The organism is Klebsiella sp. 18074 (assembly GCF_902705905.1).
In the GTDB taxonomy this organism is placed as follows: Bacteria; Pseudomonadota; Gammaproteobacteria; order Enterobacterales; family Enterobacteriaceae; genus Klebsiella; species Klebsiella terrigena.
In genome coordinates, this window is record NZ_CACSIS010000005.1 from 204,579 (window position 1) to 225,206 (window position 20,628).

20 protein-coding genes and 1 tRNA gene are annotated in these 20,628 nt (G+C 55.7%); 11 read left to right on the forward strand and 10 right to left on the reverse strand.

The genetic code is table 11. The features are described 5' to 3' along the window. Window positions 1–5: 5 nt before the first annotated feature. From phnD to phnE (GVK32_RS07465), 3 genes are all read left to right on the forward strand, one after another. Window positions 6–947: a phosphonate ABC transporter substrate-binding protein gene (gene phnD / locus GVK32_RS07455; RefSeq protein ID WP_159866740.1), complete on the forward strand. Its 942-nt coding sequence runs from the start codon at window positions 6–8 to the stop codon at window positions 945–947. Between the two features lie 68 nt (window positions 948–1,015). Then, the gene (gene phnE, locus GVK32_RS07460; RefSeq protein WP_159866742.1) at window positions 1,016–1,888 is read left to right on the forward strand and encodes a phosphonate ABC transporter, permease protein PhnE; all 873 of its coding nucleotides are present in this window, start codon (window positions 1,016–1,018) and stop codon (window positions 1,886–1,888) included. Then, window positions 1,885–2,763, forward strand: a complete 879-nt coding sequence (gene phnE / locus GVK32_RS07465; RefSeq protein ID WP_159866744.1) for a phosphonate ABC transporter, permease protein PhnE — start codon at window positions 1,885–1,887, stop codon at window positions 2,761–2,763. Before phnE (GVK32_RS07460) ends, phnE (GVK32_RS07465) begins: the two co-directional genes overlap by 4 nt. A gap of 46 nt (window positions 2,764–2,809) precedes the next feature. On the opposite strand, the gene GVK32_RS07470 is transcribed toward phnE (GVK32_RS07465), so the two are convergent. From GVK32_RS07470 to GVK32_RS07485, 4 genes are all read right to left on the reverse strand, one after another. Continuing rightward, window positions 2,810–3,472, reverse strand: coding sequence for an HAD family phosphatase (locus tag GVK32_RS07470; RefSeq protein ID WP_159866747.1), 663 nt, complete (start codon window positions 3,470–3,472; stop codon window positions 2,810–2,812). Between the two features lie 167 nt (window positions 3,473–3,639). Beyond that, entirely contained in the window at window positions 3,640–5,430 is a 1,791-nt protein-coding gene (locus tag GVK32_RS07475) for an aryl-sulfate sulfotransferase (RefSeq protein ID WP_159866750.1), read from the reverse strand. 11 nt (window positions 5,431–5,441) lie between these two features. Continuing rightward, a complete protein-coding gene (locus GVK32_RS07480; RefSeq protein WP_159866753.1) occupies window positions 5,442–6,200 on the reverse strand; it encodes an ABC transporter ATP-binding protein in 759 nt (252 codons plus the stop codon). Further along, on the reverse strand, window positions 6,197–7,765 hold the full coding sequence (locus tag GVK32_RS07485; RefSeq protein ID WP_159866756.1) for an ABC transporter permease: 1,569 nt from the start codon (window positions 7,763–7,765) through the stop codon (window positions 6,197–6,199). The genes GVK32_RS07480 and GVK32_RS07485 overlap by 4 nt, the downstream gene beginning before the upstream one ends. 223 nt (window positions 7,766–7,988) lie before the next feature. On the opposite strand from GVK32_RS07485, the gene GVK32_RS07490 reads away from it, so the two are divergent. Continuing rightward, on the forward strand, window positions 7,989–9,056 hold the full coding sequence (locus GVK32_RS07490; protein ID WP_159866759.1) for an ABC transporter substrate-binding protein: 1,068 nt from the start codon (window positions 7,989–7,991) through the stop codon (window positions 9,054–9,056). Here the strand turns inward: GVK32_RS07490 and GVK32_RS07495 are convergent. Next, window positions 9,053–9,997, reverse strand: coding sequence for a LysR family transcriptional regulator (locus GVK32_RS07495; RefSeq protein WP_159866762.1), 945 nt, complete (start codon window positions 9,995–9,997; stop codon window positions 9,053–9,055). The two genes, GVK32_RS07490 and GVK32_RS07495, sit on opposite strands and share 4 nt — an antisense overlap. Before the next feature lie 328 nt (window positions 9,998–10,325). On the opposite strand from GVK32_RS07495, the gene GVK32_RS07500 reads away from it, so the two are divergent. Next, window positions 10,326–10,889 carry a C40 family peptidase gene (locus GVK32_RS07500; RefSeq protein WP_159866765.1) on the forward strand — a complete coding sequence of 188 codons (564 nt, stop codon included), beginning with the start codon at window positions 10,326–10,328 and terminating at the stop codon, window positions 10,887–10,889. An 87-nt stretch (window positions 10,890–10,976) separates the two neighbouring features. Here the strand turns inward: GVK32_RS07500 and phoE are convergent, their stop codons facing one another. Then, the gene (gene phoE / locus GVK32_RS07505) at window positions 10,977–12,029 is read right to left on the reverse strand and encodes a phosphoporin PhoE (RefSeq protein WP_159866768.1); all 1,053 of its coding nucleotides are present in this window, start codon (window positions 12,027–12,029) and stop codon (window positions 10,977–10,979) included. 288 nt (window positions 12,030–12,317) lie between these two features. On the opposite strand from phoE, the gene proB reads away from it, so the two are divergent. The 3 genes from proB (at window position 12,318) to GVK32_RS07520 (ending at window position 14,876) form a co-directional block, all read left to right on the forward strand. Further along, window positions 12,318–13,421 carry a glutamate 5-kinase gene (gene proB, locus GVK32_RS07510; RefSeq protein ID WP_041144214.1) on the forward strand — a complete coding sequence of 368 codons (1,104 nt, stop codon included), beginning with the start codon at window positions 12,318–12,320 and terminating at the stop codon, window positions 13,419–13,421. Between the two features lie 10 nt (window positions 13,422–13,431). Further along, window positions 13,432–14,685, forward strand: coding sequence for a glutamate-5-semialdehyde dehydrogenase (gene proA / locus GVK32_RS07515; protein WP_159866771.1), 1,254 nt, complete (start codon window positions 13,432–13,434; stop codon window positions 14,683–14,685). Between the two features lie 115 nt (window positions 14,686–14,800). Then, window positions 14,801–14,876 (forward strand) — tRNA-Thr (locus tag GVK32_RS07520). Between the two features lie 469 nt (window positions 14,877–15,345). Here the strand turns inward: GVK32_RS07520 and arsC are convergent. From arsC to GVK32_RS07535, 3 genes are read right to left on the reverse strand one after another with little or no spacing between them, the layout of a single operon-like run. Further along, complete coding sequence (arsC, locus tag GVK32_RS07525) at window positions 15,346–15,771, reverse strand: glutaredoxin-dependent arsenate reductase (RefSeq protein WP_076946774.1); 426 nt, start codon at window positions 15,769–15,771, stop codon at window positions 15,346–15,348. A gap of 12 nt (window positions 15,772–15,783) precedes the next feature. Beyond that, complete coding sequence (locus tag GVK32_RS07530) at window positions 15,784–17,073, reverse strand: arsenic transporter (protein WP_115192521.1); 1,290 nt, start codon at window positions 17,071–17,073, stop codon at window positions 15,784–15,786. Window positions 17,074–17,118: 45 nt separating this feature from the next. Continuing rightward, window positions 17,119–17,439: a transcriptional regulator gene (locus GVK32_RS07535; protein WP_064407404.1), complete on the reverse strand. Its 321-nt coding sequence runs from the start codon at window positions 17,437–17,439 to the stop codon at window positions 17,119–17,121. Between the two features lie 86 nt (window positions 17,440–17,525). Here GVK32_RS07535 and arsH point away from each other — a divergent pair, with 86 nt between their 5' ends. Next, complete coding sequence (gene arsH, locus GVK32_RS07540) at window positions 17,526–18,224, forward strand: arsenical resistance protein ArsH (RefSeq protein WP_123552177.1); 699 nt, start codon at window positions 17,526–17,528, stop codon at window positions 18,222–18,224. Window positions 18,225–18,681: 457 nt separating this feature from the next. Here arsH and GVK32_RS07545 read toward each other — a convergent pair whose 3' ends face one another. Further along, window positions 18,682–18,939 carry a HigA family addiction module antitoxin gene (locus tag GVK32_RS07545; RefSeq protein WP_001575470.1) on the reverse strand — a complete coding sequence of 86 codons (258 nt, stop codon included), beginning with the start codon at window positions 18,937–18,939 and terminating at the stop codon, window positions 18,682–18,684. A 706-nt stretch (window positions 18,940–19,645) separates the two neighbouring features. Here GVK32_RS07545 and GVK32_RS07550 point away from each other — a divergent pair. Further along, window positions 19,646–19,927 (forward strand): hypothetical protein, encoded by a 282-nt coding sequence (locus GVK32_RS07550; protein WP_077258730.1) that lies wholly within the window; start codon window positions 19,646–19,648, stop codon window positions 19,925–19,927. A 281-nt stretch (window positions 19,928–20,208) separates the two neighbouring features. After that, complete coding sequence (gene traJ, locus GVK32_RS07555) at window positions 20,209–20,562, forward strand: conjugal transfer transcriptional regulator TraJ (RefSeq protein WP_000218774.1); 354 nt, start codon at window positions 20,209–20,211, stop codon at window positions 20,560–20,562. The last annotated feature ends 66 nt before the right edge of the window (window positions 20,563–20,628 follow it).

A 20,628-nucleotide genomic window follows, 5' to 3' on the forward strand; every position in this document is an offset into this window, starting at 1 on the left:
AAATAATGAAACAATATATCACTGGCGCAGTTCGTTTATCCGCAGCGGTAGCGGGCATTATGATGGCATGGCAGGCGAGCGCCGCCGCGCAGCCAAAAGAGTTAAACCTGGGGATCCTCGGCGGCCAGAACGCCACCCAGCAAATTGGTGATAACCAGTGTGTGAAAGACTTCCTCGATAAAGAGCTGAACGTCGATACCAAATTACGCAACTCTTCCGACTACTCCGGCGTTATTCAGGGCCTGCTGGGCGGCAAGGTTGACGTGGTATTAAGCATGTCGCCCTCCTCGTACGCCTCGGTTTATATTAATAACCCGAAAGCGGTCGATATTGTCGGCCTCGCCGTGGATGATAAAGACAAGTCTCGCGGCTACCACTCGGTGGTTATCGTTAAAGCCGACAGCCCGTATAAATCGTTAGACGATCTGAAAGGCAAAGCCTTTGGCTTCGCCGACCCGGATTCAACCTCCGGCTTCCTGATCCCAAACCACGCCTTTAAGCAGAAATTTGGCGGCAGCGCGGATGACAAATACAAAAACTTCTTCTCCAGCGTCACCTTCTCCGGCGGCCACGAGCAGGACATTCTCGGCGTGCTGAACGGCCAGTTTGCCGGCGCGGTAACCTGGACCTCTATGGTGGGTGACTACAACAGCGGCTACAGCGTTGGTGCGTTCAACCGACTGATTCGGATGGATCATCCGGATCTTATGAAGCAGATCCGCATCATCTGGCAATCGCCGCTGATCCCCAACGGTCCGATCCTGGTGAGCAACGCGCTGCCGGCTGATTTTAAAGCCAAAGTCATCACCGCGATCAAGAAGCTGGATACCGATAACCACGCCTGCTTTATCAAGGCGATGGGCGGCACCCAGCATATCGGCCCGGGCAGCGTTGCCGATTTCCAGCAGATCATCGATATGAAGCGCGAGCTGGTTAGCGCCCGTTAATCCCGCCTCCACGCCGTCTCCCGCCTTAGCAGGCGTGAGGCGGCGGTATGCTGAAGACCTCTTGACGTATGAATATTTCGAATACCGAATTTGAACGCTATTACCAGCAGGTGCGCGCGCGGCAGAAGCGCGACACCTTTAGCTGGTCGCTGCTCTTACTGGTGCTTTACTTCGCCGCGGGCAGCGCGGCTGAATTTAATCTCTTCACCATCTGGCACTCCCTGCCAAACTTTCTCGATTACATGTTTGAGACGCTGCCGACGCTTCACGTCAGCGATCTGTTCGCCGATTCGCATACCAAAGGGTCGTTCGCCTACTGGGGCTATCGCCTGCCGATCCAGCTGCCGCTGATTTGGGAAACCCTGCAGCTGGCGCTGGCTTCCACCCTGGTCGCCGTGGTCATCGCCACCCTGCTGGGCTTTCTCGCCGCCAATAACGCCTGGTCGCCGCCGCCGCTGCGCTTCGCCATCCGCGTTTTGGTCGCCTTTTTACGCACCATGCCGGAGCTGGCGTGGGCGGTCATTTTCGTGATGGCCTTCGGCATTGGCGCAATCCCCGGCTTCCTGGCGCTGATGCTGCATACCATCGGCAGCCTGACCAAGCTGTTTTATGAAGCGGTGGAAAGCGCCCAGGACAAGCCGATTCGCGGGCTGATGGCCTGCGGCGCCTCGCCGCTGCAGCGGATCCGCTTCGCCCTGTGGCCGCAGGTCAAACCGATTTTTCTCTCCTACGGCTTTATGCGCCTGGAGATCAACTTCCGCTCCTCAACCATTCTTGGACTGGTGGGCGCAGGCGGGATCGGCCAGGAGCTGATGACCAATATTAAGCTCGATCGTTACGATCAGGTCAGCATCACGCTGCTGCTGATCATCATCGTGGTCTCGCTGCTGGATATGCTGTCCGGCCGCCTGCGACAGTGGGTTCTCGAGGGTAAAAAATGAGTCAGTGGCAAAACCAACCGGATATCGCCGCCAGCCGCCGTCAGCATAAGGCGCTGTATCAGGCCCAGGGACGCTATTTACGCTACGTCGGCCTGCTGGCGCTGCTGAGCGTACTCTATTACGTCTGGTTCTTTATGCAGTTTGGCATCAGCGGAGAGCAGCTCACCACCGGGCTGCAGCAAATCAGCCGCTATCTGCTACGCATGTTCGTGTGGCACGACTTTTTTAACTGGCCGTTCCGCTACTATTTCACACAGATCGGGATTACCCTGGCGATCGTCTTCGTCGGGACGATCACCGCCACGGTCATCGCCCTGCTGCTCTCTTTCCTCGCGGCGCGCAATATTATGCGCGGCTTTATTCCGGGGATTATCGCCCTGCTGATGCGTCGGCTGTTTGACGTCCTGCGCGGGATTGATATGGCTATCTGGGGGCTGATTTTTGTGCGCGCCGTCGGCCTCGGGCCGCTGGCCGGGGTGCTGGCGATTATTATGCAGGATACCGGCCTGCTCGGCCGCCTGTATGCCGAAGGCCACGAGGCGGTTGACCGCTCACCGGGGCGCGGGCTGACCGCCGTCGGCGCCAACGGCCTGCAGAAACACCGCTTCGGCATTTTCACCCAATCCTTCCCGACGTTTCTGGCCCTGAGCCTGTATCAAATCGAGTCCAACACCCGCTCCGCAGCGGTGCTGGGCTTCGTCGGCGCCGGCGGGATCGGCCTGATTTACGCGGAAAATATGCGCCTGTGGAACTGGGACGTGGTGATGTTTATCACCCTCCTGCTGGTGGTGGTGGTGATGGCGATGGATATGCTCTCCGCCTGGCTCCGTCGGCGCTATATCGGCGGCAGCGTAGTGCCGCTGTTTAAATCCTGATATCGCGAACGTCCCCGAGGCGGCGCGGTGCGCCTACCCGGGGAGATCAAAGCTGCCAGTGAAGCACCGGCCACCGGTGCTCCTCATTCGCCGCCGTCAGCTGCGGGCAAGGGTTGACCAGCCGCACGCGGTCGGCGTGCAGGCACAGCGGTAGGTCGTTAATTGAATCGGTATAAAACGTCATCTCTCCGCCGAATTGCGGATAGGCCTGCCGCCACTGCGCCAGCCGAACCACCTTCCCGTGCTGATAGCTCGGCGTCCCGGCAATCACGCCGCTGTAGCCGCCATCAGCCATCTCTACGTCAATGCCTAACGCCTGGTCGATGCCCAGCTCATCGGATACCGCCTGTACCAGCAGGCTGACCGAGGCCGAGATCACCAGCATCTGTTCACCGCGCGCCCGCAGCGTGCGAATAACTTCCCACGCCTGCGGGTAGACGCGGGGCAGGATCTCCTCGCGCACGCAGCGGGCGACCAGGCCGTCGACTTCCGCCTGCGGGACGCCAATCAGCGGCGCCTGGATTAGCGCCACGTAATCGGCGATATTCATCTCGCCGCGATCGTAATCCGCCATCAGCATCGCTTCTCGCACCAGATAGTCCGGATCGCTAATCCATCCTTCCCTCACCAGAAAACGGCTCCATACCGTACTGCTGTCACCTTTAATCAAGGTGTTATCCAGATCGAAAATCGTGAGAGCGTTGGACATCGTTAATTTTCCCTAATCAGTAAACAGGCCCGCCAAAGCATGCTTAAGAAAGATGACAGCAGAATGATCCACCCAGCCTGTCCGCCGTCACGCCACCGCCTCAAGGTAGCAAACGAAATATCCGCCCATCAACCCGGGCCGGCATAAAGCCAGCCCTCAACGACGGATCACGACTCCGGCGCGCTGCTCAGCCAGGCCAGCAGATTTTCAACCGACAGTTGCGCAGGCGCCCGCGCCGTCGGCTGCCCCCGCTCGATCAGCAGCAGCGTCGGCAGGCCGCGAACCCCGAGAGTCGTCGCCAGATCCTGGTGCCGATCGGCATCGAGATAGCGCGTATCCAGCGCCGCGATCCGCGCCGCAACCTTTTCCTGCGCCAGCAGCTGCCAGAGCTTACGGCAGTGCACGCAGCGCTCAGCGCCGACAAACAGCAGCACCGGCCGCTCGCTTTCCAGCTCCTCCGCCGCGGTCAGCGGAGTGAAGGCGCTTTCCGCCACCCGGAACAGCTTCGGACTGCGGCGCAGGGTATCGTTGTCGGTCGCCACGCACAGCGCATCGGCGCTTTTGCTGTACGGCTGCACCCCCGCTACCCGCACCACGCTCTGCGCCGGGCCCGCGGCCGCCGCGCCGGGCTGGCGTAACGTCCGCACGTCCACCGCCGCGATCGGCGTCTCCTGCGGCTGCGCCAGCTGCGGGATCCAGGCGTAGGGGATGCGGTAGGCGCGATAGACCATATTGTTATTCAACGTCCTGCCCCAGAACGGCGAAATATATTCCCAGACGATCTCATGGTCGCGGGTCACTTCAAAAACGCGCCCGTTCGAGCCTTCGTTAATCAAGGTATTGCCGTTTTCCAGACGCTGCATATTGCTGATATACGGGCTGTAGAAGCGGTACGAGTCGGTTGGCTGCGGAAGATCCGCTTCATAAGGCGAGTAGCGCCACTCGATATCAAGGGTCAGCGGATTGATCTCGAGGATCCGCGAGTAATCGCGCCAGGCGTTTTTCACCCCATCCGCCGACGCCGGGTTTGGCGCGCCGTATCCGGCCCAGCCGCCGTTATCGAAGATGAGGATATTGCCCGCGCCCGGCAGCCCGTGGGGGATCATATGCGCATGATGCTGGCCGATAATCCAGCCGATGTGCTTGAGCTCCGGCTTACTGTAATCCGGGCCAAGCTGCCAGACGATGCGACCGCTCTGCTTATCAATGATGGCGATAATGTTGGATTCGCGAGCGTCCCAGATAATATTGTCGGGATGGAAACGCCGATCCCCGGCGTCATACCATTTATTCGGCCCCAGCGCCGACATCGAGTTGATATGCATCCAGTCGCCCATTCCGCCGCCGCTGGCGCGCATATTGGGGTTGTTGTACAGCGCGGTGCGCGCCGCATCGTCGAAGCCAAGCTCGTGGAAATGGTCGCTGCAGCGCCACTCCCAGACCACGTTGCCCTGCCAGTCGACTTCAATAATCGTGTCATCCAGCAGCAGCTTGTCGGAGATGTCGGCATTAACCAGATTGGTGTGAGCGAGGATCAGCGTATTTCCCCCCTCCACCTGCGGCTCCAGCCCCGGCGCGTAGTAGCCTACCGGGTTGCCGGCGCGCTGGTAATCGTGATGCGCGCGCGCCATCCAGCGCGTTTCATTGCCGGGATCGCTGACCCGCTCGTAGCGATCGAACTTCCAGGTCACGTTACCCTCCCAGTCCACCTGGATCAGGTCGAGCATATCCTGCATGCCGTAGCGCGGATCGCGCTCGCCGCTGTGGCCGAGTATCGCGCCGCCGGGCAGGATTTTATTGGGAAATCCGTGCAGTTCAGGCCATTCGCGTACCACCTGGCCGTTCATATCCACCAGCACCGCGCCGCGCTCGGTAGCCTGGAAAAGGGTGTAGCCGCTCCAGGCACGTGTGGGATCGTAAACGGTGGCGCCGGTCGGGTAAATGGAAGGATGTCCCATGGTGTTGCTCCTTAAATAACGGTATCAGGCAGAGAAGTAATCAGATTGCGGATCTGGCGGCAGGCGGCGGTAAAAGAGGCCTCTTCGCGCCGGCGCGGATGGGAGAGCTCAAGGCTCACCACTTCGCGTATCCGTCCCGGGCGCGGCGACAGCACCACCACCCGGTCGGCCAGCGCGACCGCCTCTTCCACATCGTGCGTCACCAGCAGCGTGGTGGTTCCCGCGCTTTGGTGGATCTGCAGCAGCTCCTGCTGCAGGGTATGGCGCGTCAGGGCATCCAGCGCGCCGAAAGGTTCATCCAGCATCAGAATTTGCGGGCGGCCGACGAGGCCGCGGGCGATCGCCACCCGCTGCGCCATACCGCCGGAGAGCTGGGCGGGCAGCGCGCTGGCAAACTCGGTGAGCTGGACGCGCTCCAGCATTTCCAGCGCCCGCTGGCGTTTCGCCGTCCGGCTCAGCGGCTCATCCGCCAGGCCGAGCATCACGTTGTCGATAACGTTAAGCCACGGAAACAGGCGCGGCTCCTGAAACACGATGCCGCGCTCTTTGCCGACGCCGGTCACCGGCTCGCCGTGGATGCGAATCTCGCCCTGGGTCGCGGATTCGAGGCCGACCAGCATCCGCAGCAGCGTTGATTTACCGCAGCCGCTGCTGCCAACCAGCGCCACCAGCTCGCCGGCGGCGATATCCAGGCTGAAGTTCTGTAGCGCCGTCACCTGCTGCCAGGATTTACGGACGCGGTCAAAAGAGACCAGGGGTGAAGTGGTCATAGCGACTCCTGTTGACGCCAGCGGGTGGCGCGAATTTCCAGTAAACGTCCGGCTTTATCCAGCGCAGCGCCGGTGACGCCGATCAGCACCATGCCGCAGAGAATGGTCGGCATATCCAGCAGCTGCTGGGCATTGATCATCAGGCTGCCGATACCCACGCCGGAGGACATGAAATACTCCGCGCCGATATTGCCAAGCCAGGCGTAAATCAGCGCCAGGCGTAGGCCGGCAAAAATACCCGCGGCGGCGCCGGGGAGGATCAGCCTGCGCAAGCGCGTCAGGCCGCTTAGGCGCAGCACCCTGGCAACCTCATCCAGCTGCGGGCTGCGCTGAAGAACGGCCTGCAGGGTGCTGAAGAACATCGGGAAAAAGGAGGCCAGGGCGATGAACACGATCTTGCCGCCGTTATCGTTGCCGACCCATGCGGTCAGCAGCGGTAGCCAGGCAAACAGAGCGATATGGCGCAGGACGTTAAGCGTCGGGGTAAAGATCTCTCCGGCGCGCGGGCGCAGCGCCAGCAGCAGTCCGCAGAGCAGCCCGCCGGCGATACCCAGCGCGCCGCCGGCAAACGCCCGTCCCAGGCTTGTGAGCATCGCCGCAGCCAGCTCGCCGCTTGCCGCTCCCTGAATAAAGCGCTCGGCCACCGCCAGCGGCGACGAGAAAAGTACGCTATCGATCCAGCCCCAGCTGCTGGCCAACTGCCACATTGCCAGCAGCACCAGCGGCAGCTGTAATGCCCACCAGCTGGCCTGCGGTTTCCAGGCCAGGCGCCCGGTGGCCGGCTGCGGCCAGAACACCAGCCGGGAGCAGGCCCGGTTGGCCGCCCACTCCATCGCCATGCCGCTGAGGCCCACCGCCGCGATGGTGACGAAGACGATATCCAGCTGAAACAGCTGGCGCCCCCAGACCATCAGGTAACCAATCCCTTCGGAAGAGGCCAGCAGCTCAACGACGATCAGCGATACCCAGGCCTGCGAAAGGGCCAGCCGCAGACCGGTAAACCAGCCCGGCAGGCTCGCCGGGATCACCAGCCAGCGCAGCCGCTGCCAGCGGGAGAAGTTCATGACCCTTGCCGCTTCGCTCAGCGTCAGCGGTACGCCGCTGACCGCCTGCTGGGTATTGATGGTCATCGGCACCACGGTGGTTTTGACGATAACCGCCAGCTTGAGGCCGTTATCAATGCCAAATATCACCATAAACAGCGGGATCCAGCCCAGCGTCGGAATTTGCGCCAGGGCGTAAAACAACGGCTCGATCCGCTGGGCGGCAGACGGAACCAGGCCGAACAGCGCCCCGAGCAGCGTTCCGGCCACGGCTCCCAGCAGCAGGCCCAGCGCCAGATGCTGGAGGCTGAATCCCCACTGCGCCAGCAGATCGCCGCTCAGCAGCGACAGCGCGGTATCGGCAACGACCGACGGCGCGGGCAGGATTTGCTCCGCCATCCAGCGTTCGCGGGCGGCGACGTACCACAGCAGAAGCAGCAGCGCGGGCAGCAGCCACGGCCAACCGTTTAGCCTGAACTGCGGCCTGCCCGGTGCGCCTGTTTTTAAGATCATCTGCGACATATCGCTCCACTTTTGCTGAAGTTATAGCGCTATAAAAACGTTCCTTGCGCCCTGCCGCCATTGCGTTAGACGAATAATCCCGATGCAGCGAATGCATTTCAGCCTGCCGGGCACGCGGCCCCTGGCTTAGCTTTTTTTCAGCTTTGCTCTGCGCATAAAAGCATTTAACACCTGGCCCTTCGGCTCTTTAGGGTGAGAAAAAAACTCAGAGGAGCAATAACTTATGATGAAAGCATTTTTTAGCCGCACCCTGCTGGCGCTGGTCGCCGCCGCTGGCCTGCTGGCCGGCGCCCAGGGCGAGGAGCTGCGCACGATCCGCATCGGCGTGCCGGATCAAAGCGCGGGCAGTAAGCCGTTTATCGAAGGGCCCGTTGGCATGGCGTTTATCCGCCATCAGCTGGAAGAGGTGTTTAAGCCGCAGGGCGTGGAGGTGCAGTGGCAGTTTTTCAAAGGCGCGGGCCCGGCGGTGAATGAGGCGCTGGCCAACCGGCAGCTTGATTTTGTCTACCTCGGCGACCTGGCGGCGATTATCGGCAAAGCCAACGGGCTCCCGACGCGCCTGCTGCTGGGCAGCCGCGGCTCCGAATCTTACCTCGCGGCAACCACCGCCTCGGGAATTAAAAAGCTCGCGGACCTGAAGGGGAAACGGGTGGCCGTCTATCGCGGTACGGCGGATCAGTTGGCCTTCGATCGCGCCTTACAAACCGTCGGTCTTAACGAACGCAGCATGCAGGTGATTAATCTCGACTGGAACGCCGGCAAAGCCGCGCTGGCAGCCGGTCGCGTCGATGCGGTCTGGGGCGGCGTCTCGCTGCTGGCGCTGCGCGGAGATAAGATAGACGTGGTGGCGAAAAGCGGCGATTCCGGCCGCCAGAACACCACCCAGGCGGGCTTCCTCGGGACCCAGGCCTTTATTGCGGCCTGGCCGCAGGCCACCCAGCAGATTATCGACGTGCTGGTGAAGAACGCCGCTGAAATCAGCGACCCGGCCAACCGGGACGCCTGGGCGGCAGAGATGGCGCAGCAGAGCCAGATCCCGCAGGCGCTGTTCCTGGAGGAGCTGCAGCCGCAGGATCTTAACTTCACCACCTCGCCGCGCATCGACCCGTTCCTCACCGACAGCTTCAGCAGCAGCGTCGGGCAGGCGCAATCCGGCCGCCTGATCCGCAGCGCTTTTGACGTCGGTCAGTGGGTGGACGGTCGGTTTGTCGAACAGGCGCTAAAAACGCAGGGCCTGGAAAAGCGCTGGCCGCAGTACGATGGCAAAGGCCAGCCGGCAAACGGCGGTTAGCCTCTCTCCTGCCGGGCCAGGAGCTGCAGCTGATGCTGGCGGTCGGCGAGCAGGATAACCTCTATCAGCTTTGCCACCAGCGGCGGCTGCGCGGCGTGAACCGGGGAGATAATCGCAAACCGGGTCTGCATCAGCCGCCACTCGTCCGGCAGGTCGCTTAGCTCCAGCTTGACCAGCCGGTGGCTGTGCTGGCAAAGCGCAAAGCCGTCTTCGCTGGCGAAGCTTATCGCATCGGTATGCGCCAGGGTGGAGAGCAGCGCGTAGATATGGTCGCACTGAATCGCCGGGGTAAAGTCCTGCTGCTGGCTGAGGGTCGCCAGCACTTTGCGCACTCCGGGCGGCAAATACGGCGCGGCAAAAGGATAGCGCAGCATCTCCTGGATAGAGACCGGCCCTCGCTTTGCCAGCGGATGGTCGGCGTGGCAGACGAAGAAGCAGCGCTGCGGGCTGAGCGGCTGGACCCGCAGCTGCGGGTCCAGTTCGGCCTGCCAGCTGTCGGCCACCACAAAAGGATACTGCTGAGTGGTGAGCGCATGATGCAGGGCAAACCAGTTATCGATCTGAAAGCGCACCCGCGCCTGCGGCAGCAGACGGTGAAACTCGCCCACGGCTGCCGGGATCAGGCGCGCGGAGGGCGCCGGGCCACAGCCAAACGCGACCTCGCCGTTTTGCGCATCATCCGCCTCCCGCAGCTGGCTGCTGAGCTCAACGTTCAGTTCCTGAAACCGCCGGGCGTACGGCAGCAGCTTTTGCCCGTGCAGCGTGAGCGTCGGTAGCCTGCTCTGACGGTCAAATAAAGGATGGCCGACGCTCTGTTCGAGCGCCTGGATGCTGCGGCTGAAGGCCGATTGCGACAGGCATACCGCCTCCGCCGCACGATTAAAGGTACCGTACTCAACCAACGCCACAAAGTTGCGCAGTTGGCGAAAATCCAGATGCATAGACCCGCCCTGTTCTCTCTTTTATGCCATAAAAGTACTGGAGGGCGGCCCGGCGGCGCAATGCCGAAATGATGAGGATCTTTCACCTTGCCATCAGCCGGAATAGGCGCGCCCGCATAGTTTTCCGTGAAATATTGTTTAATAGTGAAATTATTTATTAATAAATTAGATTAAAAATGTTAACACCAATATTCTCTGCGTCGCCGGCGCGACCAGTTATGCGCGCAGCTAACGTAAGGTTTCGTAAATATCACCCTATCCCATTCTGGCAATATGGTGAATACGCTATAAATAATTCCGTTCTATAGCTCACTATGAAAATAATGATATGACGCCAAAGCTTGTGCACGCCTTATTATTTGTTCCTTTTTTGATTTTGGCAGGATGCTCATCCCCGGCTAAGCACCCGAAAACCGCGGCCCACCATGAATATGCCCCCATCGACGGCGGTTCAGATGACCTGATCCCGGTCCTCGCCGCGCTGCACGATCAGATGCATACCTGGCACGGAACGCCCTATGAATGGGGCGGCACCGATCAAAGCGGAGTCGACTGCTCCGGCTTCGTCTGGCGCACGCTGAAGGATCGCTTCAACCTGCCGATGGACAGGGTCACAACCAAAGAGCTGCTGCAGATGGGCGAGCGGGTCAGGCCACAGCAGCTGCGCCCTGGCGATCTCGTGTTCTTCCGCATTAACGGCGGCATGCACGTCGGCTTCTACGACACCAACCACGATTTTCTCCACGCCTCGGCCAGCCAGGGCGTAATGCGCTCCTCGCTGGACAATCCGTACTGGAAGTCGGCTTTCTATCAGGCGCGCCGCCTGCCGAAAGAGTATAACGCCCAGATAACGATGAACGACGATCGCCGGCACCTGGCTAAAAACCGCTAATGCCGAATAAGAAAAAGCCGCTGCGTTTTGCACAGCGGCTTTTTTACCCTCTACCCGGCAGCGCTCGCTGGCCGGGCGTCTGGATAATCAGAACTGGTAGGTCATGCCCAGGGCAACGATGTCGTCATCGTTGATCGCCAGCTTGTTATCGCTCTTCAGCTGGTTGATTTTATAATCAACGAAGGCGCTCATGTTTTTGTTGAAGTAGTAGGTCAGGCCGGCGTCGATATAGTTGACCAGGTCTTCGCTACCCACGCCTTCGATATCCTTACCTTTGGACAGCACGTAGCCCAGGGACGGACGCAGGCCGAAGTCGAACTGGTACTGTGCCACCGCTTCAAAGTTCTGCGCTTTCGTCGCAAAACCGCCGCTGATCGGGGTCATTTTGCGGGTTTCAGAATACATGGTCGCCAGGTAGATATTGTTGGCGTCATATTTCAGGCCGGTAGCCCAGGCTTCCGCTTTTTTACCCACGCCGCGCGCCAGCAGGTTCTGGTCGTCAGTACGGTCAGAGCTGGTGTAGGCTGCGCTGATGGCGAAATCGCTGCCGCCAAAGTCATAGCTTAAAGATGTGCCGAAGCCGTCGCCGTTCTGTTTTTTGGCATCGCGATCTTCGTTTTTACCCTGATACTGGAGGGTCAGATCCAGACCATCAACCACGCCGAAGAAGTCGGTATTGCGGTAGGTTGCCAGGCCGCTGGAGCGCTTGGTCATGAAGTTGTCGGTCTGTGCTGAAGAGTCGCCGCCAAACTCCGGGAACATATCGGTCCAGGCTTCAACGTCGTACAGCGCACCGAGGTTACGACCGTAGTCGAAGGAGCCGAAGTCCTTCAGTTTTACGCCAGCGAACGCCAGACGAGTTTTCTGGGAAGAGTCGCTTTCGGTTTTGTTGCCGGAGAATTCAGATTCCCAGCGACCGTAGCCGGTCAGCTGGTCGTTAATCTGGGTTTCGCCTTTAATGCCGAAACGAACGTAGGTCTGGTCGCCGTCCTTGCTGTCATAGTCGCTTAAATAGTGCATCGCTTTGACTTTGCCGTACACGTCCAGCTTATTGCCGTTTTTGTTGAAAACTTCGGCTGCCTGGGTAGCCGAAGAAGCAATAAGACCCATCATCATTAATGCCAGTGAGCTCTTTTTCATTATTCAGTCCTGGTGATTTATTTATACGCGCTAATCAATTCCGGGCGAAGGCCCCGTGAAAACAGGAGGTTTTTTAACGCTCCAGTATTAAAAATTTATGACAATGTGGAACTTTTTATAAAAAAGGGTATTTAAATGTTTCCATCATAAAATTGTCATCATCCCTCTCCAGAATGCCCGATCCCGCGCAATAAAACGGCGCGCTAAAAACGCCGCGGTTGGCAAGCGGCCTGAGTCCTGTTACAACATCACCTCGATATCGATATTCCTTTTGAACGGCAGAGAATCATGAGTGATAGCCAGACGCTGGTGGTAAAACTGGGCACCAGTGTTTTAACGGGCGGATCCCGCCGCCTGAACCGCGCCCATATCGTCGAATTAGTGCGCCAGTGCGCGCAACTGCACGCCATGGGCCACCGCATTGTTATCGTGACCTCCGGGGCCATCGCCGCCGGTCGTGAGCACCTCGGCTACCCGGAACTTCCCGCGACTATTGCGTCGAAACAGCTGCTGGCGGCGGTAGGACAGAGCCGTCTGATCCAGCTGTGGGAACAGCTGTTTTCCATTTATGGTATCCACGTCGGCCAGATGCTGCTGACCCGCGCGGATATGGAAGACCGCGAGCGTTTCCTTAACGCTCGCGATACCCTGCGCGCCCTGCTGGATAACAACATCGTGCCGGTCATTAATGAAAATGACGCCGTGGCCACCGCCGAGATTAAAGTCGGCGATAACGATAATCTTTCGGCGCTGGCCGCTATTCTTGCCGGCGCAGATAAGCTGCTGCTGCTGACCGATCAGCAGGGCCTGTTCACCGCCGACCCGCGCAATAATCCGCAGGCCGAACTCATTACGGACGTGCACGGTATTGACGACGCCCTGCGCGCAATTGCCGGCGACAGCGTTTCCGGACTCGGCACCGGCGGGATGGGCACCAAGCTGCAGGCCGCCGACGTCGCCTGCCGGGCGGGCATTGATACCATCATTGCCGCAGGCAGCCGGCCTGGGGTGATTGGCGACGTGATGCAGGGCGTATCGGTCGGTACGCGTTTCCACGCGCAGGAATCCCCGCTGGAGAACCGCAAGCGCTGGATTTTCGGCGCCCCGCCGGCGGGAGAACTCACCGTCGATGCCGGTGCGGTGCAGGCGATTCTGGAGCGAGGCAGCTCGCTGCTGCCGAAAGGTATCAAAGTCGTGACCGGCAACTTCTCGCGCGGCGAAGTTATCCGCATCCGCAATAGCGACGGCCGCGATATTGCTCACGGCGTCAGCCGCTACAACAGCGATGCGCTGCGCCTGATTGCCGGCCAGCACTCGCAGCAGATTGATGCGATCCTCGGCTATGAATATGGCCCGGTCGCCGTCCATCGTGACGATATGATAATCCGTTAAGGAGCTGAAAATGCTGGAACAAATGGGCATAGCTGCCAAGGCGGCCTCTTACAAACTCGCGCTGCTTTCCAGCCGCGAAAAGAACCGGGTGCTGGAGAAGATTGCCGACTATCTGCAGGCCGAGACCGAGACAATTCTGCGGGCTAACGCCGAGGATCTGGCGGAAGCTCGCGCCAACGGCCTGAGCGAAGCCATGCTCGATCGCCTGGCGCTCACTCCGGCGCGCCTCGACGGGATAGCCAACGACGTTCGCCAAGTCTGCAGCCTGGCCGATCCGGTGGGCCAGGTTATCGACGGCGGGCTGCTCGACAGCGGCCTGCGTATTGAACGCCGTCGCGTTCCGCTGGGCGTTATCGGCGTTATCTACGAAGCGCGCCCAAACGTCACCGTCGACGTCGCCTCCCTGTGCCTGAAAACCGGCAACGCGGCGATTCTGCGCGGCGGGAAAGAAACCTGGCGCACCAACGCCGCGACGGTGAAGGTCATCCAGCAGGCGCTGGAAGAGTGTGGCCTGCCGGCCGCTGCGGTCCAGGCGATTGAGAGCCCCGACCGGGCGCTGGTCGGCGAGCTGCTGAAGATGGATAAGTATATCGATATGCTGATCCCTCGCGGCGGCGCGGGCCTGCACAAGCTGTGCCGCGAGCAGTCAACGATCCCGGTCATCACCGGCGGTATTGGCGTGTGCCATATCTTTGTTGATGAGTCCGCCGAGATTGAGCCGGCGCTGAAGATCCTCGTCAACGCTAAAACCCAGCGTCCGAGCACCTGTAATACCGTCGAGACTCTGCTGGTGCATGAGAACATCGCCGGGCGTTTCCTGCCTGCGCTGAGCAAGCAGATGGCGGAAAGCGGCGTGACGCTGCACGCTGACGCGCGGTCTCTGCCGGTACTGCAGGACGGCCCGGCGAGCGTTGAGCCGGTGAAGGCCGAGCAGTACGACGACGAGTTTCTGTCGCTGGATCTGAACGTCAAAGTTGTTGCCGACCTCGACGACGCCATCGCGCATATCCGCCAGCACGGAACCCAGCACTCGGATGCCATCCTCACCCGCACCCTGAGCCACGCGAATCGTTTTATCAACGAGGTAGACTCTTCTGCGGTGTACGTGAATGCCTCCACCCGCTTCACCGACGGCGGCCAGTTTGGTCTCGGCGCGGAGGTGGCGGTCAGCACCCAGAAGCTGCACGCGCGTGGCCCGATGGGCCTTGAAGCGTTGACGACCTATAAATGGATTGGTTTCGGCGACGATACCATTCGTGCTTAAAGCCAGACGGGTGATGCAAAAGTAGCCGGTTGATTCATAAGGCCATTGACGCATCACCCACTTAGTTTTAACCTTTTATCCCGTGGTTCACCCCGGTGAACGCGTCCTCTTCAGGGCCGATATAGCTCAGTTGGTAGAGCAGCGCATTCGTAATGCGAAGGTCGTAGGTTCGACTCCTATTATCGGCACCATCTTTTCTAATAAAATCATCTAGTTACTGTTGCGTTGTTTTGCTTTTCTTAACACGAATGTGCATTTTTGCGCGTTGTGAGTGTGGCAAAATTGTGGCAGGTACAGTGAGATTGTGTGTGGCTCAATGCAAGGGGATGCTAACAGCATGTGTTACCTTGTAGCTCCCGCCTATCTTGTCTTTTGAGCAATATTACTACTTTGATAGCTTCTGGTTACGGATGCTGTCAGTCCAGTTCACTGCCAGCACAGTTTGGTCTAAAGGATGTTATTACAACAACCTACACAGGCATTCAAACACGTTTAATCTTCCATTTGTGTATTTGCATTCACTTGACGACCCATTTGCATTTCATTTAGTCATCTCTAACAAAAAATGCATCCGATACCCTACTATTGACAGGCAGCTTTGAGCGAAAAGCGGACGCCCGCAAAGCATTAACAGGCGTCCGATATTTTGAAGTGGGCAGATTACTTAACCCGTTTCCCCATTTCGTCAATGACTTTCTCGCCATCCTCTTTGGTAAACACTCCTTTCTGACCTTCCGGTAGAATATCCAACACTATTTCTGAAGGGCGGCAAAGACGAGTGCCAAGCGGCGTAACGACTACCGGCCGATTAATCAGGATCGGGTGTTGAAGCATGAAATCAATCAACTGCTCATCACTAAATTTCTCTTCATCAAGACCCAACTGCTCATAGGGTTCGACGTTCTTACGCAGCAATGCACGTACTCCAATACCCATATCTGAAATCAGTTTGATAAGTTCATCACGAGTCGGGGGAGTATCGAGATAATAAATAATGGTTGGTTCGTTACCGCTGTTACGGATCATCTCCAGCGTGTTACGTGAGGTCCCACAGGCCGGATTGTGATAGATGGTAATGTTGCTCATATCTGTATCTCATTACAAAGTGACGGAGAGCCGTAACGCCAGCGCGGCCAGAGTGACAAACAGCACGGGCAGAGTCATGATTATGCCCGTGCGGAAGTAATACCCCCAGGTGATGGTCATGTTTTTCTGTGCCAACACATGAAGCCATAACAGGGTTGCCAGACTGCCTATCGGGGTGATTTTAGGACCTAAATCGCAGCCAATCACATTGGCATAAATCATCGCCTCTCTGGCTATGCCGGACGCAGTGCTCCCGTCTATAGACAATGCGCCAATGAGTACCGTCGGCATATTGTTCATCACAGACGCCAGGAACGCAGTCAGGAAGCCGGTACCGAACGTAGCAGCCCATAAACCTTTGTCTGCCAGCATATTGAGTACGGCTGAAAGAGACTCAGTCAGTCCAGCGTTACGCAGGCCGTAGACGACCAGATACATACCCAGCGAGAAAATCACTATCTGCCAGGGCGCACCGCGCAGCACTTTCCCGGTATTTATGGCATGACCACGCTTTGCTACCACGAAAAGCACCGCAGCCCCAACTGCTGCTATCGCACTTACAGGGATCCCCAGCGGCTCCAGAACAAAGAAACCGGTCAGCAAGAACAGTAAAACAACCCAGCCCGCCCTGAACGTCGCTGGATCTTTAATCGCGCTGGCAGGCGTTTTGAGCAGTGAAACGTCATATCTGGCCGGAATATCGCGGCGGAAGAAGAGATGGAGCATGGCCAGCGTTGCAGCGATGGCCGCAAGGTTCACAGGGACCATCACGGAGGCGTACTGCGTAAAGCCCAGATCGAAGAAATCCGCCGAGACAATATTCACCAGGTTGGAAACTATCAGCGGCAGGCTGGCGGTATCGGCAATAAATCCCGCAGCCATAACAAAGGCCAGCGTCGTCGCCTGGCTGAACCCCAGTGCGAGCAGCATTGCAATCACAATTGGCGTCAGTATCAGCGCGGCACCGTCGTTAGCAAACAGAGCAGCAACAGCTGCGCCAAGCAGTACTATCCAGGTAAACAGCAGGCGGCCGTGCCCGTTACCCCATCTGGAAACATGCAGCGCGGCCCATTCAAAGAAACCGGACTCATCGAGCAGCAGGCTGATGATGATCACCGCAATGAATGCCGCTGTTGCGTTCCAGACGATGTTCCAGACTACAGGGATATCATGAATGTGGATAACTCCCGTTCCCAGCGCCAACACTGCTCCGATACTTGCACTCCAACCGATGCTTAGACCTCTGGGCTGCCAGATGACCAGGACCAGCGTCAGTATAAATATACTCCCTGCCAAAATCATTTCAGGTTCCTTTGCATATGGTTATGTATATGTGATGAAAAATTCTCAGCATGATGTACAGGCTGATTTTGACAGCCATTCACCCACATCTTCTCTCATACATTGCCAGGTCGTCGTGATCGTCTCAGCCGCCCACGCTGGCATGTGGGGAGACAGACGGTAGTGAATCCATTTGCCTTCCCGGCGGTCAAGCACTAACTCTGCTTCACGCAGAATAGCCATATGGCGAGATATTTTGGGCTGTGACTCAGTAGTGACCGCACATATATCGCATACGCATAGTTCGCCGGACTCCCGGAGAAGCATGACAATGGCGAGACGTGTTTCATCCGACAGGATTTTAAAAAGCTGAACAGGCTGTAGCATTGATTACTCCGTTCCCTTCAGAATATACATATGGTAAACCATATGCATTAGCTTTGAAATCACCGTAATATCCCGGAGGAGAAATAATGGAACACTTTCCTGCACTGAACGCTGATTGTTTCGATAAAAAGATTGCTGAGCACCTACAGCTCAATGAATCTCCACGCATTCTGATTCTGTATGGCTCGGTAAGAGAGCGTTCGTACAGTCGTTTTGCAGCAGAAGAGGCGGGTCGCCTGCTGACGGCGATGGGGGCGGAAGTCAGGCTGTTTAATCCTTCAGGTTTACCCCTGCCGGATGATGCTCCGGATACACACCCAAAAGTCATAGAGCTGCGCGGACTGGTCAGATGGTGTGATGGAATGGTGTGGAGCTCTCCTGAGCGGCATGGGGCAATGAGTGCGGTGATGAAGGCCCAGATCGACTGGATCCCGTTAAGCGAAGGCGCGGTCCGCCCTTCTCAAGGCAAAACTCTCGCTGTAATGCAGGTATGTGGCGGCTCGCAGTCTTTTAATGCGGTGAACCAGATGCGAATTCTTGGCCGCTGGATGAGGATGTTCACTATTCCTAACCAGTCTTCAGTCGCTAAAGCCTGGCAGGAATTCGATGAAAACGGGCGAATGAAACCTTCGTCCTGGTATGACCGCATTGTCGATGTCGCCGAGGAGTTATTTAAAATCACTCTCCTGTTCAAGGGGCAAAGCAGTTACCTTGCCGATCGCTACAGCGAACGAAAAGAGAGCCATCAGGAACTTTCGTCACGCGTCAATCAGGAGAAAATATAACGTTAGGTAGTTCAAAATGTCCGCTTATGGCACATAGCAGTCTTTCGGGTTTAAGACCTACAGCCGAACACTTCCGAATCTGAGTGGTCGAATTTTATTGGTGATGGTGGAGTAATCTGCAAATGGGTAGTCAAGTCAAATACAACTATGTATCCATTAGTATTTTCGGCTAATTAGATGTAAGATCTTAACGTCTAATGTAGGATGTTCCATTCAGGCCAGAGTGCCAAAAAAAAGCCCGATTTTACCAGTCGGGCTTCTTTATATCCGCTTTCAGTGTCGCATATACCACTGCTAAAATGATTTGTCCGGTCAGGACTGGGTCACATCATCCAGGATCAAATTTCTCAATCCTCAGTCCTCCTGGTGTTATCATGTTTTAATGAGTCACTAGTAATACATGAGTATTATTCAAAGCATATTATGTATTAGGACTAAGCAATCTAATTGAATACCATTACTTTTTTTTATTAAACCATGCCTCATGTAGCTCTTGCAGTTTCACCCAAAAATATGCATCTGTATTGAAAATTATCGCGAGTTGAAAAGCTTCCTCAAGAGTTATATTTCGCTCATTTTTTATTATTTCCAAAATTTTTTCATATGATGTATCCATCAGTTCAGCAAGTCTTGCGGGAGGCATATCCAATGGTTTCAAGAATTCTTCGTATAAAATCTCTCCGACAGTTGAAGGTGCAGCATTTATCGTCCTCATCCCCCCTCCTTTTTTTTAAACGTCATCGGATTCATTATAGTAATTTGTTTAGCTAAACAAATCATAGAGTAAGGTTGGTTTAAGTGTTTTTCTTACTCAAATTCGATATATCCGCTGTCAGGAATGAATCATTTGCAAACAGTAGTTCTTATAAAGGTTAGCTAACCAAATTTATAAGTCATCTACAATCCTCTGTTATTTACATTTTGTTTCATTTTATTTATTGCTATTTAGTTTAGCTAAACAATCTATTTCATCATGTATAATCTGTGTATTTACCCACAGATTCTGTTGATAATATTGTGCATAACTTGTTTGTTAATTTTTTATTATATGACATATGAGGTACGCTTTTATGACATATGAGGTACGCTTTCATGACATTTGAGGTACGGGTATAATTTAAAATTGTCATAATAAACAAATAAATATATCGCTTTTCCACCCCCCTCTAACCTGATCTTTAACCTTATATATAACCAAAAAGATTAAAGGAATTATTAAAACCTTAGTGTGATTCAGAAATTGGTCAATAAAACCAATTTCATATGAAGTAAGAACCCGATGAATAAAAACCCTGTTGACATTATTCTTTTTGGCAGTAAGTTTTAATTATTCTCAATTCATAACGTTGGTTAGCAAACTTTAGCGCCTAAAATTTTAGCCGCTAAAATCCTCAAATTTCTACTGAGAGATGGGTTCTTCGATGAAATCAGTTATGCCAGAACTTATAACCGTTGAAGAGTTGGCTTTTGCATTAAAGAAAACTGTAAAAAGTATCCGCAGTGATGCAACGCGAAATCCAAAATGTCTTCCACCAAGATGCCGTCTTCCCGGTAATAAACGTCTTCTCTGGCGTAGAGAGGATGTTAAGGACTGGATAGATAAATCTGTTGAGTCAAAGAAAGAGAATGATGATATATCGAAAGAGATAAATAAGTCTCAAAGGAAACGTGGCAGACCACCAAAGCTCAAGCCGCAAGAATAAAAATATTCCTTGGGGTATTCAAATAAGTTTCCTTTCAATAAACACATATGCTGCACACTTTTACACGACTAATCCTGCACAAATGCTTTAGGAAAACACACTGAGTACACAGGAATACACAATACGTACACAGATTCACAACGGCAAATGTAGGGCAGGATATGTAAAGTAGGCCCACCGTAAACGGTGGCCCAACTTTACCTTCCCTTATTCGCAGCTGAGCTGCTCAACGGAGTCCTGCTCTGCGAGGCTGATCGGCTACCGCCTGTATGGAGAATGATATGACCGTTTCTCAGACTAGAAAAAATAGTACACCAATTAAAGTTTATTGTTTGCCAGATGAAAAAGCGCAAATCCAGGAAAATGCAGAAGCATCTGGCTTAAGTGTGGCGAGTTTCATTCGTAAAGTAGCAATGGGTTATCAGGTTGAGTCTATGGTAGATATTGAACAGGTTGTAGAGCTTAGCCGAGTAAATGCTGATCTTGGTCGACTTGGTGGGTTACTTAAACTGTGGTTAGCTAACGATCCACGCACAGTTGATTTTTCACCCTCATTGATAAAAACGTTGCTTGCTAAAATAGAATCAACCAGACAAGAACTAAGAAATATTATGGATAGAATCTTGGATAAATAAATTTATGGTTTCCTAAATATCTGTATTTGTTAAAAGTACGAGTTTTCAATATTAATAATCAGTTAA

Excerpts from the sequence above, each read along its gene's own strand:
- phnD (WP_159866740.1), top strand. The coding sequence starts at position 6 with ATGAAACAATATATCACTGGCGCAGTTCGTTTATCCGCAGCGGTAGCG.
- phnE (WP_159866742.1), top strand. The coding sequence starts at position 1,016 with ATGAATATTTCGAATACCGAATTTGAACGCTATTACCAGCAGGTGCGC.
- phnE (WP_159866744.1), top strand. The coding sequence starts at position 1,885 with ATGAGTCAGTGGCAAAACCAACCGGATATCGCCGCCAGCCGCCGTCAG.
- GVK32_RS07470 (WP_159866747.1), bottom strand. The coding sequence starts at position 3,472 with ATGTCCAACGCTCTCACGATTTTCGATCTGGATAACACCTTGATTAAA.
- GVK32_RS07475 (WP_159866750.1), bottom strand. The coding sequence starts at position 5,430 with ATGGGACATCCTTCCATTTACCCGACCGGCGCCACCGTTTACGATCCC.
- GVK32_RS07480 (WP_159866753.1), bottom strand. The coding sequence starts at position 6,200 with ATGACCACTTCACCCCTGGTCTCTTTTGACCGCGTCCGTAAATCCTGG.
- GVK32_RS07485 (WP_159866756.1), bottom strand. The coding sequence starts at position 7,765 with ATGTCGCAGATGATCTTAAAAACAGGCGCACCGGGCAGGCCGCAGTTC.
- GVK32_RS07490 (WP_159866759.1), top strand. The coding sequence starts at position 7,989 with ATGATGAAAGCATTTTTTAGCCGCACCCTGCTGGCGCTGGTCGCCGCC.
- GVK32_RS07495 (WP_159866762.1), bottom strand. The coding sequence starts at position 9,997 with ATGCATCTGGATTTTCGCCAACTGCGCAACTTTGTGGCGTTGGTTGAG.
- GVK32_RS07500 (WP_159866765.1), top strand. The coding sequence starts at position 10,326 with ATGACGCCAAAGCTTGTGCACGCCTTATTATTTGTTCCTTTTTTGATT.
- phoE (WP_159866768.1), bottom strand. The coding sequence starts at position 12,029 with ATGAAAAAGAGCTCACTGGCATTAATGATGATGGGTCTTATTGCTTCT.
- proB (WP_041144214.1), top strand. The coding sequence starts at position 12,318 with ATGAGTGATAGCCAGACGCTGGTGGTAAAACTGGGCACCAGTGTTTTA.
- proA (WP_159866771.1), top strand. The coding sequence starts at position 13,432 with ATGCTGGAACAAATGGGCATAGCTGCCAAGGCGGCCTCTTACAAACTC.
- arsC (WP_076946774.1), bottom strand. The coding sequence starts at position 15,771 with ATGAGCAACATTACCATCTATCACAATCCGGCCTGTGGGACCTCACGT.
- GVK32_RS07530 (WP_115192521.1), bottom strand. The coding sequence starts at position 17,073 with ATGATTTTGGCAGGGAGTATATTTATACTGACGCTGGTCCTGGTCATC.
- GVK32_RS07535 (WP_064407404.1), bottom strand. The coding sequence starts at position 17,439 with ATGCTACAGCCTGTTCAGCTTTTTAAAATCCTGTCGGATGAAACACGT.
- arsH (WP_123552177.1), top strand. The coding sequence starts at position 17,526 with ATGGAACACTTTCCTGCACTGAACGCTGATTGTTTCGATAAAAAGATT.
- GVK32_RS07545 (WP_001575470.1), bottom strand. The coding sequence starts at position 18,939 with ATGAGGACGATAAATGCTGCACCTTCAACTGTCGGAGAGATTTTATAC.
- GVK32_RS07550 (WP_077258730.1), top strand. The coding sequence starts at position 19,646 with ATGAAATCAGTTATGCCAGAACTTATAACCGTTGAAGAGTTGGCTTTT.
- traJ (WP_000218774.1), top strand. The coding sequence starts at position 20,209 with ATGACCGTTTCTCAGACTAGAAAAAATAGTACACCAATTAAAGTTTAT.